Source organism: Dechloromonas denitrificans, assembly GCF_020510665.1.
GTDB lineage: Bacteria > Pseudomonadota > Gammaproteobacteria > Burkholderiales > Rhodocyclaceae > Azonexus > Azonexus denitrificans_B.
Genome location: NZ_CP075187.1, coordinates 2,992,219 through 3,005,311, shown reverse-complemented (window position 1 = coordinate 3,005,311; position 13,093 = coordinate 2,992,219). Strand labels below are relative to the sequence as shown.

The window sequence follows — 13,093 nt, the reverse complement described above, 5'->3', positions numbered from 1 at the left end:
GTGGCTTTAGCTGCCTCCTGCCCTTCCTGCGGCGCGCCGGTTGTTTTCAAATCGGCCGCCTCGATCTTTGCCGTCTGCGAATACTGCCAGAGCACGCTGGTCCGGCACGATCAGGCGCTGGAAGATATCGGCAAGATGGCGGCGTTGGCCGAGGATCGTTCGCCGTTGCAGTTGGGCACGGAAGGGCGTTACCAGGGTGTGCATTTCGCGCTGATCGGACGCATCCAGCTTAAATACAGCCAGGGCTTGTGGAACGAGTGGCATCTGCTCTTCGATGACATGCGTACCGGCTGGTTGTCGGAGGCGAGCGGTGAGTATGTGCTTACTTTTGTGCAGCCGGTCCAGGAGCCGCTACCGCCGCTCGATGATCTGAAGGTCGGCCAGCGATTTGCCTTGGCCAGCCAGCCGTGGACGGTGAGCAATATCGAGCAGGCCGAGTGCATTGCCGGCCAGGGCGAGTTGCCGTTCCGGGTCGGGGCAGGCTATCCGGTGGCTACGGTCGACCTGCGTAACGGGGCCAATTTCGCGACGCTCGATTATTCCGAAACACCGCCGCTGCTGTTCACGGGTGAGGCGGTTGAGTTCAAGGCGCTGCAACTGAGCAATCTGCGCACGGCGATGGCCGTTCCGGAAAAGACTGTTGAAGTCCGCGTTTTTCGTTGTCCTTCCTGCGGTGCGCCGATGTCGGCCAGAAGCCGGGAAATTCTCGCCGTTGGCTGTGTTTCCTGTGGGGCGGTGGTCAATACGGCGGACAAGAATTACCAGTTGTTGTCCAAGGCGCAAGGCAATCGTGCCGAGCAATACATGCTGCGCCTGCCGCTCGGCAGCCAAGGCCGGCTCGAAGAAAAATCCGTCGAAGTGATTGGCTGCCTGGTCCGGCAAACGAAAAGCGAGGGTGTCACCTACTGTTGGCGCGAATACCTGCTGGCGGCCGAAACTGGCAGCTACCGTTGGTTGACCGAGTACAACGGCCATTGGAATGTGGTGGATGTCCTGTCCGACGTGCCGAAAAAGAGCGGCGCCATCGAAATCGGCGAAGTGCGTTACGGCGGTGAGGTCTACCGCCATTATTCGACCACCCAGTCAGCCACGGTGGTGCAGGTTTCGGGGGAGTTCAACTGGCGCGTCAAGCTTGGCGATGCCGTGCGTGTGATCGATTATGTCGCACCGCCCCTGCTGCTTTCCGTTGAGCGCAGCCCGCAGGAACAAACCTGGTCGCGCGGCCGCTACATTGCTGCGGTCGACCTGGCGGCAGCGTTCAATTTGAAAAAACCATTGCCCGAGCCGCTGGGCGTCTTTGCCAATCAACCGAATCCCTGGGCCGAAACGCATCGTCATGCTTGCCGTCTGTTCTGGAAACTGGCCGGTTTGCTGCTACTGGTGCAACTGCTGTTCGTCGCCCTGGGCGGCGGCAAGCTGCTGCTCCGGCAAGAGTTGCTCTTTTTTCCGTACATGGCCGAAAGCACGCTGCAAACCCGGGAGTTCGAAGTCCGCGGGCGCAGCAACAAACTGACGGTACATAACAATACGTCGCTCGATAACAACTGGCTTGGGCTTGAGTTGGTGCTGATCAACAAGACGACCGGCATGGCCTGGCCGGTGACGCGTGAACTGGCTTATTACTGGGGCCATGATGGCGGCGAAAATTGGTCGGAAGGGCGGCGCAACGATGAAGTCGTGTTTCTCGATATTCCTGCCGGCACCTACTATCTGACGGTCGACCCCGATCTTGCCCCCGAAAAGCCGGCCCAGATCAGCGATACGCTGGAGGTCTGGCGTGGCGGGGCCGGGTGGTCCAACTTTTTCCTGGCGCTGGTCTTTTTGGCCATCTTCCCGATTTTCAGCCACTTGCGGCATGCCGCTTTCGAGGCCCGGCGCTGGGCGGAGAGCGATCATGCGCCGCCGGTCAGCGGCGATTCGGATTCGGACGACTGATGTTCAAACATTTCAATCTCGCCGCCGGCGTCCTTGCTCTTGCCCTGTTCACCTATGTTCAGTGGCAAGGCTGGAATATGTTCGATGATGTGGCCAATTCCGGCTCTGGACGCTCCGGCAGCAGTGGCCGGGTTTATCACAAGTAGCGCCGGCTAGTCTCCGCCACAGCCACCACCGCCATCGCCGCCGGAATCGCTCGAGCAGCCACCACCACCACACCCACCGCCGCCTTTGCTGCCGGAGCAGCCGATATGGCTGGCGCAATAGCTATCGCCCTGCGGTGCGGACAGGCAGTCGAGGTGGTAAATGAAACCGCCGGCAATGCCGAGGGCGGCATCCATGGCAAAAATCCGGGGCAGGCGATCCGGGTTTTTCGGGTCGATTTTTTCCAGTCGGCAAGCCAGTCGCCAGGCCCGTTTGATGCCATCCGTCGCGTGCGTCGGGCCGGCCATCGCTTCCGCCGGGGTGTGGTGCAGGAAGCGGCCGAATGCCAGCCGGCAAAACCGCTCGTAATACCGGGTGAACAGGATGAATTCGTGCCAGGCATCGTCGACCACCTGCGAAGGCATGGCGACCATGTCGCCCCGGGCCATGCGGCATAACTGGAAATAATCGCCGAGGCCGAGGAACACCTCAGCTCGCTGTTCCGAACTCAGTTCAGGGCGTTTGACGGCCAGTCGTGCATCAAGAATGCGCGCGTATCGATAGCGTTCGATGAACGCCGCACGGCGCTGCCGGCCCCATCTCCGCCAGAGCAGGAAGAGGAGCAAGAGCAGTGCCGCAACGACGATCAGCTTGGCCATGCGCTTAGTTGGTGTCGAAGCACAGGTATTTCACTTCGAGATAATCCTCGATGCCGTACTTCGAGCCTTCGCGGCCGATGCCGGATTGCTTGATGCCGCCAAACGGCGCCACTTCATTCGAGATCATGCCGGTGTTGATGCCGACCATGCCGTATTCCAGCGCCTCGCCGAGGCGCCAGCAGCGTCCCATGTCGGCCGTGTAGAAGTAGGCGGCCAGACCGAACTCGGTATCGTTGGCCATCGCCACAGCCTGTGCTTCCGTATCGAAGCGGAACAGCGCGGCGAGCGGCCCGAAGGTTTCTTCACGCGCGACTTTCATCTCGGTGGTCACGTCGGCCAGCACCGTCGGCTCGAAGAAGTTGCCGCCCAAGGCATGCGGCTTGCCGCCGCAAAGTAGGCGGGCGCCCTTGTCGACCGCATCGCCGACATGCGACGCCACCTTGTTCAGGCCGGCGGCATTGATCAATGGGCCCAGTGTGACGCCGGCTTCCGTGCCGACGCCAATCTTCATTTCGGCAACCTTGGCGGCAAATTTGTGGGCGAATTCTTCGTAAATGCCCGATTGGATCAGGAAGCGATTGACGCACACGCAGGTCTGGCCGTTGTTGCGATATTTGGCGGTTAGCGCACCGTTGACCGCAGCATCGACGTTGGCGTCGTCGAAAACGATGAACGGCGCATTGCCGCCCAGTTCGAGCGAGACTTTCTTTACCGTCGGCGCACACTGCGCCATCAGCAGGCGGCCGACGCCGGTCGAACCGGTGAACGACAGCTTGCGCACGATTGGGTTGGCAGTCAGTTCGCCGCCCACTTCGGCCGGCTTGCCGGTCACGACATTGAATACGCCCGGCGGGAAGCCGGCCTGTTCGGCCAGCACAGCCAGCGCCAGCGCCGTCAGCGGCGTTGCTTCAGCCGGCTTGACGATCACCGGGCAACCGGCAGCGAGGGCCGGTGCGACCTTGCGAGTGATCATCGCCAGCGGGAAATTCCACGGCGTGATGGCCGCACAAACCCCAATCGGCTGTTTGATGACCAGCAGGCGCTTGTCGGCCATCGGGCTGGGGATGCTCTCGCCGTAAGTGCGCTTGGCCTCCTCGGCGAACCATTCGACGAAGGACGCGCCATAAATTACCTCACCCTTGGCCTCGGCCAGCGGCTTGCCGCCTTCGGCGGTGACCAGTTGGGCGAGATCGTCGGTGTTGTCGAGAATCAGCTTGAACCAGGCTTGCAGCAACTGGGCGCGGCGGCGTGCGGTGAGGGCGCGCCAGGCCGGCCAGGCGGCATCGGCCGCTTCGATTGCACGGCGCGTCTCCGTCGCGCTGCAACACGGCACTTGGCCGAGTACCGCGCCGGTGCCGGGATTGAGCACGGTTAGTGTCGCGCCATCGTCAGCGCCCACCCATTTTCCGCCGATCAGATTGGTCGACCGCAGCAAATCTGTATTCTTGAGGTTCATGGTCTTGAAAAATCCTGTAAAAACTGTAACTTGTAGTTTGTTTGCAGAAAAAGCTTTAACTCAATGCGCTGGCTTTCCCCGATTTGTCTTCTCGTTCCGCTCATTCTGCTGGCTGCCTGTGGCAGTCCGGCACCGCGTCCTGTTGCGTCGACAGAAACTATAACGCAAGCGCCCCGGCCGGTCAGCGAGAAGGGCAACGAGATCGCACTCTACGCGCTTGGCCTGATCGACACCGGTTACCGCTTCGGCGGTAAAAATCCGGAAGCCGGGCTGGATTGCAGTGGCATGGTCAGCTACATCTACGGCCAGGCCACCGGCCTGAAAGTGCAAGGCAGTGCTTCCGATATCGCCCGCAAGGGCCGCCCGATCGAGCGTAGCGTGCTGCGTCCCGGCGACTTGGTCTTCTTCAATACGCGCAATCGTCCCTTCTCCCATGTCGGGGTATATATCGGCGACGCCCGCTTCGTCCATGCGCCATCGACCAATGGCCGGGTCCGCATCGATCGGTTGAGCGACAACTACTACGCCCAGCGTTTCGAAGCGGCGCGTACATTTTTCGATTAATCCGCCCGGTTTTCGCAATTACATGGACGGCGTCGGCGACAAAAGGTAAAATCCGGCTCCCGCGCGCCCGTAGCTCAGCTGGATAGAGTATTGCCCTCCGAAGGCAAGGGTCGGACGTTCGAATCGTCTCGGGCGCGCCAGAATTGAGAAAAAGCCACCTCCGGGTGGCTTTTTTGCGTCTTTTCAAAGCAATCTACGGTTCATATTCCTGTCATCTCGCTTTCCGAGAATCAAATTTTGAATCCGGAGGTGCCATGAAAAGTGAGAAACCCAATTTGCAACGTGCGTTGAATAACTTTACCGAAGGACTGGTGCGCTATGTGGCGGCGATGCAGCGCCTGCATCATGCAGCCAATCACAGTGCGCGCCATGCGGCGAGCATTAACGAAGGTGCGTGGCGTATACAGCTGAATTTGCCGGGTGCGCCGGAGTAGGTTTGTCCGGCTCTTGGCGAGGTCTCAGACCTCGCCCGCCTCATAAGCTGACAGCGTCACTCCCGCATGGGTCAGTACTTCGCGCAGCGCTTTGATGTCGGTCCGGCTGCAGGTGTTGCTGTTATGCGGATGATGCAGGAAGGCTTCGATCTTGTTCAGGGTGATCTTGAAGCGGGCGCCGTGCGATGGCTCGATGTCAGCGCCGAGGTGGTGCAGCAAGGATTCGATTTCGCGCCAGTGAATATTGGCCGATGGTGGGTCCTGGAAGATGCTGCGCATCAGGTGGGCATGCTTGTGGCTCATGGCGATGCTCCGGTTGAATTGGGCACCGATAGTTTATGCCTTTGGCGATGCTTCGTCAGGCGAAAACGATTTTGAGCAGGGCGAGCGAGAGCAGGGTGTAGCCGGCGGCGACAAGATCGTCGGCCATGACGCCGAAGCCGTTCTTGACGTGTTCGTCGAAGTAGCGGGCCGGCTGCGGCTTGGTGATGTCGAAATAGCGGAACAGCGCGAAGGCGGATAGTTGCCACAGGAAGCTGTCCGGCGTCATCAGCAGGACCAGCCAGAAGGGAACGATTTCATCCCAGACAATGCTGCCGTGGTCGGGGTCGCCCAGGGCCTTGCCGGCGACATCGATGATCCAGATGCCGGCCAGATAGGCGATGGCAAAAGCGGCAAGCAGCGCGAAGTCGCTGTAGTGCGGCCGGAACATCAGGAAGCTGAACCACGCGAAGAGCGTGCCGAAGGTGCCCGGTGCCCACGGGGCGAGGCCACTGCCGCAACCGCAGGCGAGGAAATGCGCCGGGTGGGCGAGGAGGAAAGTCAGGGTCGGACGCTTGGCCATGGGCTCAGGCCGAAAAGTGGTCGTAACCCTTGGACTCGAATTCGACCGGTTTGTCATCCGGGTCGAAAACGGTGACCTGGCCGGCCGTACCTTCGGTCATTTCGCCGATGCACCAGAGCGGCAGTTCGAGTTCGGCGGCAATCCGGCCAATGGCGAGATGCTGGTCGAACGGTGCGGTAAAACACAGTTCGTAGTCGTCTCCCCCGGTCAACTGGCATTCGAGGGCCATTTTGCGTAGCACGGCGTCGTAGCTCTCGCCCTTGGGCAGGTGCGGCAGCTGGACGAGTTTGACGGCGGCAGCGCAGCCGGAGCGTTCGGCAATGTGGCCGAGATCGGCGAGCAGGCCGTCGGAGACATCGATGGCGGCGCTGGCAATGCCGACCAGTGCCTGGCCGAGAGCGACGCGCGGGCGCGGCTTTTCGAGAGCGCCGATGCACAGGCGTTGCCACGGGGCGGGCAGCTCGATGCGGCCTTGCAATTGCGCGAGGCCGAGGCTGGCCAGCCCGGGACGACCGGAAACCCAGATCTGGTCGCCAGCCTTGGCGCCGTCGCGACGCAAGGCATGGCCGGGTTCGACTTCGCCCATGGCGGTGATGCAGACGTTGAGCGGGCCTTTGGTCGTGTCGCCACCGACGACATCGACGCCATATTCAGCGGCGCAAGCAAAAAAGCCTTCGGCGAATTTGGCAATCCAGGGCTCGTCGACCGCGCCCCGAAGGAAGTCCCCCTGGGGGAAGGGAAGCGCCCCGGCCAGTGTGACCCAGCGCGGCTTGGCGCCCATTGCGGCGAGATCGGAAAGATTGACTGCCAAGGCTTTCCAGCCGAGGTTCTTCGGATCGGTATCGGGCAGGAAGTGTGTGCCGGCGACCAGCATGTCGGTGGTCACGGCGAGTTGCTTGCCGGCAGTTGGTTGCAGCAGTGCGCAGTCGTCGCCGGGGCCAAGCACGGCCGATGGGGTTGGCCGGGCGAAATACTTGTCGATCAGCGCAAACTCACCGGCCATGGTGTCAGTGGGCCTTCTTCTTGGCGGCGACTTCGTCCGGCCGGGCGATGGCGGCAATCTTGTCGAGTACGCCATTGACGTACTTGTGTCCATCGGTGCCGCCAAACGACTTGGCTAGTTCGATCGCTTCGTTGATCACCACGCGGTAGGGCGTTTCCGGGTGATGCTTCATCTCGAAACAGCCCATCATCAGCACGCAGGCTTCGATCGGCGACAGTTCGCTGAACGGGCGGTCGAGGTGGGCGGTGATCTGCGCCACCAGGGCTTCGCGCTGGCCGATGACGCCGCGCAGCGTGCCGACGAAGAACTCGCGGTCAGCCTTGGCAAAACCTTCCATTTCCGGGGCGTAGGCTTCGATGGCGGCCTCGTCGGCGCCGCCGACGCGCCACTGGTAGAGGCCTTGCAGGATGAACTCGCGCGAACGACGGCGGGCCGACTTGGGCGGTGCCTTGGGTTCTTCGGGCTGTTCGGTGTCGCTGGTGAAGGTGGTCATTGGAGCAGGGCTTTCTGAAGATTGGCCATTTCGACGGCGGCCTGGGCGCAATCGGCACCCTTCGGCTGGGTACGGATTTCGGCTTGTTCGTCGGTGTCGCAGGTCAGGATGCCGTTGGCGATAGGCACGCCGGTGTCGAGCTGGACTTCCATGATGGCGCGGCAGGCGTCGTTGGAGACGACTTCGAAGTGGTAGGTGTCGCCGCGGATGACCGCGCCGAGGGCGACCAGTGCGTCAAAGCTGCCGCTCTGGGCCATGGTTTGCAGGACGAGCGGTACTTCCAGTGCGCCGGGCACGTTGGCGATGGTCATGTCGGCATCGGCCACGCCGAGGCGCTTGAGTTCGGCAACGCAGGAGGAGAGCAGGGCTTCGCAGACCGGCAGGTTGAAACGGGCCATCACGATGCCGACTTTGAGGCCGGCGCCGTTCAGGTTGTTGTCGTATTCAAAGATATTTTCAAAGCGGGCCATGGTTTAGAGCTCGGCAGTAGAGGTGACAAAACCGGTGACTTGCAGTTCAAAGCCGGTCATCGAGGGCATTTTGCGGGGGCTGGAGAGCAGGCGCATCTTGGTGACACCGAGGTCGCGCAGGATTTGCGCGCCGATGCCGTAAGTGCGCGGGTCCCACTTGATCGGCGCGCTGGGGGCGGTGCCGGTCAGGCGAGCGAGCAGGTCTTCGCCGTCTTCCGGGCGGTGCATCAGGACGATCACGCCGTGGCCGAACTTGGCCAGCGCGGCCTGTGCTTCGTCGATCGAAAAAGACTGGCGCTTGCTGCCCGGGTCGAGGAAGTCGAGCACGGAAAGCGGCTCATGCACGCGGACCAGCGTTTCGCCACCGGCCGGGATATCGCCCTTGACCAGTGCCAGATGCGTTGCACCACTGGCGCGGTCGACATAGGCGTGGAGGGTGAATTCACCGTGGGCGGTTTGCACCGGCTTGCTGGTGACGCGTTCGACCAGCGTTTCCGAAGCGGCGCGGTAGTGAATCAGGTCGGCGATGGTGCCGATCTTCAAACCATGCTGCTTGGCGAATTCGATCAGTTCCGGCAGGCGGGCCATCGTGCCGTCGTCGTTCATGATCTCGCAGATCACCGAGGACGGTTCCAGACCGGCCATGCCGGCCAGGTCGCAACCGGCTTCGGTGTGACCGGCGCGAACCAGCACGCCACCGGGGCGGGCGGTAATCGGGAAAACGTGGCCGGGCTGGACGATGTCGTCCGGCGTCGAATTCTTGTTCACGGCGACCTGGATGGTGCGGGCGCGGTCAGCGGCGGAAATGCCGGTGGTCACGCCTTCGGCCGCTTCGATCGAGACGGTGAAAGCGGTGCCGTACTGGGTCTTGTTGTTGCGCGCCATCTGGACCAGGCCGAATTTCTTGCAGCGCTCTTCGGTCAGGGTCAGGCAGATCAGGCCGCGGCCATGTTTGGCCATGAAATTGATCGCTTCCGGCGTGATGTGCTCGGAGGCCATGACGAGGTCGCCCTCGTTCTCGCGGTCTTCTTCATCGACCAGGATGACCATGCGGCCTGCCTTCAGTTCGGCAACGATTTCGGCAGTGGTGGCAATGGCGGGATGGGGGGGCATGTGAGTCCGGAAACAACAAAAATGGGGGTGCTATTTTCTCAGAAACAGGGCTTCAGCACATGACTTTAGTGCGGGGGCCGGCAGGCCGGGCGTCCTGGCGCGTTACGGCAGATAGGCCTCGACCTGAATGCGCAGACGAACTTCGTCGCCGATGAAGGGCAAGCCGTTGTTCAGGCCGAATTCGGAGCGCCGCAAGACACCCTGCGCATCGGCCCCGCAGCCACGTTTGCGCAGGACGAGGTTGAGGCCGCATTTGAAACGGGTGATCTCAAGACGCATTGGTCGGGTCGTGCCGAGCAGCGTCAGCGTGCCTTCGACGGCATTGGGGCTATCTTCGTTAAAAATCAGGCGCTGGCTGCGAAACAGGATGTCGGGAAAGTCGCTCGCATTGAACCAGTCGGCGCTACGCAGCACATCGTCGCGCGGCTTGAAGCCGGTATCGATCGAGTCCGCCGCGATGCGGATGTCGATCTTGCCGCTGCGTGTTTCCGGATCGTATTCGATGCTGCCGGATGTGGCGGTGAACTGGCCGCGCTGGGTCGAGAAGCCGAGGTGATCGATTTCGAAACTGGCGTAAGTGTGGCTGGCGTCAATCGCATATTCGGCGGCGGCCAGTGGCCAGGCAAGGCTGGCGAGCAAAGCGAGCAGGCTGATTCTGGCTGTCACGGTCTACGCTCCTGAGGAACCGGATTTCGGATTGGCGGCTGTACGGCCGAGCCTGCATGGCCGGTTGCACGGTTTCAGGTTAGCATCGCAGCCCATGCGGCATGCCCTCCTTTTTTCGGTTTTTGTCATTGCTTCTTGCGGTCTGGCTTACGAGTTGGTGGCCGGGGCGTTGTCGTCTTATCTGCTGGGCGACTCGGTGACCCAGTTTTCGACCGTGATCGGCACTTATTTGTTCGCCATGGGTGTCGGTTCCTGGTTGTCGAAATACATCACGCGCGATCTGGTCGGGCGTTTCATCCAGATTGAATTGATGGTCGGCCTGCTCGGCGGCTTTTCGGCCGTTGCGCTGTTCCTGGTTTTTACCTGGCTGGCCGGGCCGTTCAAGCTGGTCCTTTACCTGGCGGTGTTCGGCGTCGGCGTGCTGGTCGGTCTGGAAATTCCGCTGGTCATGCGCATCCTGAAGCGCGATTTGGACTTCAAGGACCTGGTGTCGCAAGTACTTACTTTCGATTATCTCGGTGCGCTGGTTGTGTCAGTCCTGTTTCCGCTGGTGCTTGCACCGCATCTCGGCATGATGCGGACAGGGCTGCTTTTCGGCTTGCTCAACGTCGGCGTGGCGCTCTGGGCCTTGCGTGTCTTTCGCGAGCAATTGCCAGGGCGGCAGGCGCTGGCGGTGCAAAGCTGGGCGGCTTTCGGAGTGTTGCTGGCGGGCTTTGCCGGGGCTGGCCAACTCACCTCGCTGGCCGAAAATCATCTTTATGCCGACGATATCGTCCATGCCGAATCGACGCCTTATCAGCGGATCGTCGTGACGCGCTGGCGCGATGACCTGCGCCTGTTCCTGAACAACAATCTGCAGTTTTCGTCGCACGATGAATATCGCTATCACGAGGCGCTGGTGCATCCCGGCCTGGCCAGTCTGCCGTGGGCCAAGCGCGTGCTGGTGCTGGGCGGCGGCGACGGGCTGGCGGTACGTGAAATTTTGAAATACCCGAATATCGAAGCGGTCACGCTGGTTGATCTCGATCCGGCGATGACCGCGTTGTTTTCAACGGCTCCGGCGCTGGTTGCGCTGAATCAGGGGGCGCTCAAGGCTGATCGGGTGACGGTGGTCAATGCCGATGCCTTGCAGTGGCTGGAGAACAATCGCGAGCATTTCGACTTTATCGTGGTCGACTTTCCCGATCCGGCCAATTTTGCGCTCGGCAAGCTGTACACCGCGGCGTTTTACCGTTTGCTCGAAAAACGCCTGTCGGCGCATGGCTTGATCGTGGTTCAGTCGACCTCGCCGCTCTACGCCCGGCAATCGTTCTGGTGCGTCGTGACGACGCTGGAGGATGTCGGCCTGAAGACCGCGCCGTATCACGCATTGGTGCCTTCTTTCGGTGAATGGGGCTACATCATCGCCGGGCGGCAGGCTTTCGAGCCTGTCGCGGTCGACGCCGCCAAAACGCGATTTTTGACACTGGCGACAACGCGCAGCCTGTTCGATTTTCCAGCCGATATGGCGCGCTTGCCGGCCGAGGTCAATCGATTGAACAATCAGGTGCTGGTCCGCTATTTTGAAGCGGAGTGGCGCAAGGTGATTCGCTAGCTGGCCTGGATGTAGGCCAGCGCCTCTTCGAAGGGCAGGGCACGGCTGTAGAAAAAGCCTTGCAGCACGTCGCAGCCGAGGCGCGAGAGAAACTCGCGCTGGAGATCGGTTTCCACCCCTTCGGCAACCAGTTCCAAGCCCAGGTTGTGGCCGAGGGCGATGGTCGCGGCACAAATCGCCGCATCGTTGGCGTCCTCTTCCAGATCCTTGACGAAGGAGCGGTCGAGCTTGAGCCGGTGGATCGGCAAATGCTTGAGGTAGGCCAGCGAGGAATAGCCGGTGCCAAAATCGTCGATCGCCAGCTTGATGCCCATCGCGGCGAGCCGGTCGAGAATGCCGCGTGTCGCTTCCGGGTTCTGCATCGCCGTGGTCTCGGTCACTTCAAGCTCCAGCTCCGAAGGCGTCAGCTCGTAGCACGCCATGGCGCCGTGAATCAGGGAAATCAGGCTGTCGCTGCGTAGTTGGTGTGCCGAGACGTTGATCGCCATGCGGACGTTGTTGATGCCGCGTGCCTTCATTGCGCTCAGGTGGCGGCAGGCTTCCCAGATGACCCAGTCGCCGATGGGCTGGATTAGGCCGGTTTCTTCGGCAATGCCGATGAACCGATTGGGCGAGACCGGGCCCAGCGTCGGATGCGTCCAGCGCAACAGGGCTTCAAGGCCGATGACGCGACCGCTCGCGGCATGAATCTGCGGCTGGAAATGCAGCACGAAGTCGCTGGCCGCGGGCGAAAGATTCGAGATGGCCTGGCGCAGGGCGCTTTCAAATTGCAGTCGCTCGCTGGCCGCCTCGTTCATTTGCGCCGCGTAGAACTGATGGTTGTTCCGGCCGCTGTTCTTGGCGTGATACATCGCGGCATCGGCGTTGCGCAGCAGCGTTCCTGCATCGTCGCCATCGCCGGGGTAGAGGCTGATCCCGATGCTCGGCGTGGCGTACAGGAGGTGTTCTTCGATTTGCGTCGGTTCCGCCAGCTGGCGATTGATTTTCTCGGCCACGCGGGTGGCTGTGCGCGGGCTGCTGATTTCGGGCAGGACGACAACAAACTCATCGCCGCCGAGTCGGGCAACCAGGTCGCTTGAGCGGACACATTCGCGCAGTCGGGCGGCGACTCTCTGGAGCAGGGCGTCGCCGAAGTGGTGGCCGAGTGTGTCGTTGATATTCTTGAAGTTGTCGAGGTCGATCAACATCAGGGCCAACTGCCGGCCTTCACGCTGGGCGAGGCGCAGCGCCTGTGAGAGATGCAGCTCGAAGGCCAGCCGGTTGGGTAATTCGGTCAGTGGATCATGGTAGGCCAGGTGGGCCAGTCGATCGGCCGCTTCCTTGCTGGCCGTAATGTCGGTAAAGCTGGCGACGTAGTTGCGTACCTCGCCGCGATCATCGCGAATGATCGAGATGGCCAGCCATTTCGGGTAGATGCTGCCGTCCTTGCGCTTGTCCCAGATTTCGCCTTCCCAGAAATCCTGCTCGCTCAGTGTTTGCCACATGTCGGCGTAGAAATCGCTGGAAACCCGTCCTGAGGCGAGAAACTTGGGGTCCTGCCCGGAAATTTCATCAAGCGTATAACCGGTTAACGCGGAAAACGCGGGGTTGACCGCGATAACCCGGTTATTGCGATCGCTGATCAGGATCGCTTCATGGCTTTGCTCGAACGCCCTGAGCAGAACTGCGCCGGAAAGTGGATTGCCGGCGCTCATGCGGCGAGCTCAGGGGGGAGGGCC

The 13,093-nt window shown here is 61.5% G+C and carries 15 protein-coding genes and 1 tRNA gene; 6 read left to right on the top strand and 10 right to left on the bottom strand.

Annotated elements, in window-relative coordinates; genetic code table 11:
• Nucleotides 1–1,935 carry a DUF4178 domain-containing protein gene (locus KI614_RS14250; RefSeq protein WP_226406410.1) on the top strand — a complete coding sequence of 645 codons (1,935 nt, stop codon included), beginning with the start codon at nt 1–3 and terminating at the stop codon, nt 1,933–1,935.
• A complete protein-coding gene (locus KI614_RS14245) occupies nt 1,935–2,081 on the top strand; it encodes a hypothetical protein (protein WP_226406409.1) in 147 nt (48 codons plus the stop codon). Before KI614_RS14250 ends, KI614_RS14245 begins: the two co-directional genes overlap by 1 nt.
• A 6-nt stretch (nt 2,082–2,087) precedes the next feature.
• Here the strand turns inward: KI614_RS14245 and KI614_RS14240 are convergent, their stop codons facing one another.
• Nucleotides 2,088–2,738 carry a glycine-rich domain-containing protein gene (locus KI614_RS14240; RefSeq protein ID WP_226406408.1) on the bottom strand — a complete coding sequence of 217 codons (651 nt, stop codon included), beginning with the start codon at nt 2,736–2,738 and terminating at the stop codon, nt 2,088–2,090.
• Nucleotides 2,739–2,742: 4 nt separating this feature from the next.
• Nucleotides 2,743–4,194: an NAD-dependent succinate-semialdehyde dehydrogenase gene (locus KI614_RS14235; protein ID WP_226406407.1), complete on the bottom strand. Its 1,452-nt coding sequence runs from the start codon at nt 4,192–4,194 to the stop codon at nt 2,743–2,745.
• A 63-nt stretch (nt 4,195–4,257) separates the two neighbouring features.
• Between KI614_RS14235 and KI614_RS14230 the strand changes: the two genes are divergently transcribed.
• From KI614_RS14230 to KI614_RS14220, 3 genes are all read left to right on the top strand, one after another.
• Nucleotides 4,258–4,758 carry a C40 family peptidase gene (locus KI614_RS14230; RefSeq protein WP_226406406.1) on the top strand — a complete coding sequence of 167 codons (501 nt, stop codon included), beginning with the start codon at nt 4,258–4,260 and terminating at the stop codon, nt 4,756–4,758.
• 63 nt (nt 4,759–4,821) lie between these two features.
• Nucleotides 4,822–4,898 (top strand) — tRNA-Arg (locus KI614_RS14225).
• 114 nt (nt 4,899–5,012) lie between these two features.
• Nucleotides 5,013–5,192 (top strand): hypothetical protein, encoded by a 180-nt coding sequence (locus KI614_RS14220; RefSeq protein WP_226406405.1) that lies wholly within the window; start codon nt 5,013–5,015, stop codon nt 5,190–5,192.
• Nucleotides 5,193–5,216: 24 nt separating this feature from the next.
• Here KI614_RS14220 and KI614_RS14215 read toward each other — a convergent pair whose 3' ends face one another.
• The 7 genes from KI614_RS14215 to KI614_RS14185 all read right to left on the bottom strand — a co-directional run bounded on the left by KI614_RS14215 (nt 5,217) and on the right by KI614_RS14185 (nt 9,781).
• Nucleotides 5,217–5,495, bottom strand: coding sequence for a type II toxin-antitoxin system HicA family toxin (locus tag KI614_RS14215; RefSeq protein ID WP_203467711.1), 279 nt, complete (start codon nt 5,493–5,495; stop codon nt 5,217–5,219).
• Nucleotides 5,496–5,550: 55 nt separating this feature from the next.
• On the bottom strand, nt 5,551–6,036 hold the full coding sequence (locus KI614_RS14210; RefSeq protein ID WP_226406403.1) for a phosphatidylglycerophosphatase A: 486 nt from the start codon (nt 6,034–6,036) through the stop codon (nt 5,551–5,553).
• A gap of 4 nt (nt 6,037–6,040) precedes the next feature.
• A complete protein-coding gene (thiL, locus tag KI614_RS14205) occupies nt 6,041–7,039 on the bottom strand; it encodes a thiamine-phosphate kinase (RefSeq protein WP_226406401.1) in 999 nt (332 codons plus the stop codon).
• 4 nt (nt 7,040–7,043) lie between these two features.
• Entirely contained in the window at nt 7,044–7,532 is a 489-nt protein-coding gene (gene nusB / locus KI614_RS14200; protein WP_226406398.1) for a transcription antitermination factor NusB, read from the bottom strand.
• Entirely contained in the window at nt 7,529–8,002 is a 474-nt protein-coding gene (ribH, locus tag KI614_RS14195) for a 6,7-dimethyl-8-ribityllumazine synthase (protein WP_226406396.1), read from the bottom strand. Before ribH ends, nusB begins: the two co-directional genes overlap by 4 nt.
• A gap of 3 nt (nt 8,003–8,005) precedes the next feature.
• Complete coding sequence (gene ribBA / locus KI614_RS14190; RefSeq protein ID WP_226406394.1) at nt 8,006–9,115, bottom strand: bifunctional 3,4-dihydroxy-2-butanone-4-phosphate synthase/GTP cyclohydrolase II; 1,110 nt, start codon at nt 9,113–9,115, stop codon at nt 8,006–8,008.
• Nucleotides 9,116–9,217: 102 nt separating this feature from the next.
• Nucleotides 9,218–9,781 (bottom strand): YceI family protein, encoded by a 564-nt coding sequence (locus KI614_RS14185; RefSeq protein ID WP_226406392.1) that lies wholly within the window; start codon nt 9,779–9,781, stop codon nt 9,218–9,220.
• Between the two features lie 94 nt (nt 9,782–9,875).
• Here KI614_RS14185 and KI614_RS14180 point away from each other — a divergent pair, with 94 nt between their 5' ends.
• The gene (locus KI614_RS14180; RefSeq protein ID WP_226406390.1) at nt 9,876–11,375 is read left to right on the top strand and encodes a polyamine aminopropyltransferase; all 1,500 of its coding nucleotides are present in this window, start codon (nt 9,876–9,878) and stop codon (nt 11,373–11,375) included.
• Here the strand turns inward: KI614_RS14180 and KI614_RS14175 are convergent.
• The gene (locus tag KI614_RS14175) at nt 11,372–13,069 is read right to left on the bottom strand and encodes a putative bifunctional diguanylate cyclase/phosphodiesterase (RefSeq protein WP_226406388.1); all 1,698 of its coding nucleotides are present in this window, start codon (nt 13,067–13,069) and stop codon (nt 11,372–11,374) included. The genes KI614_RS14180 and KI614_RS14175 overlap by 4 nt on opposite strands.
• Nucleotides 13,070–13,093: the final 24 nt, after the last annotated feature.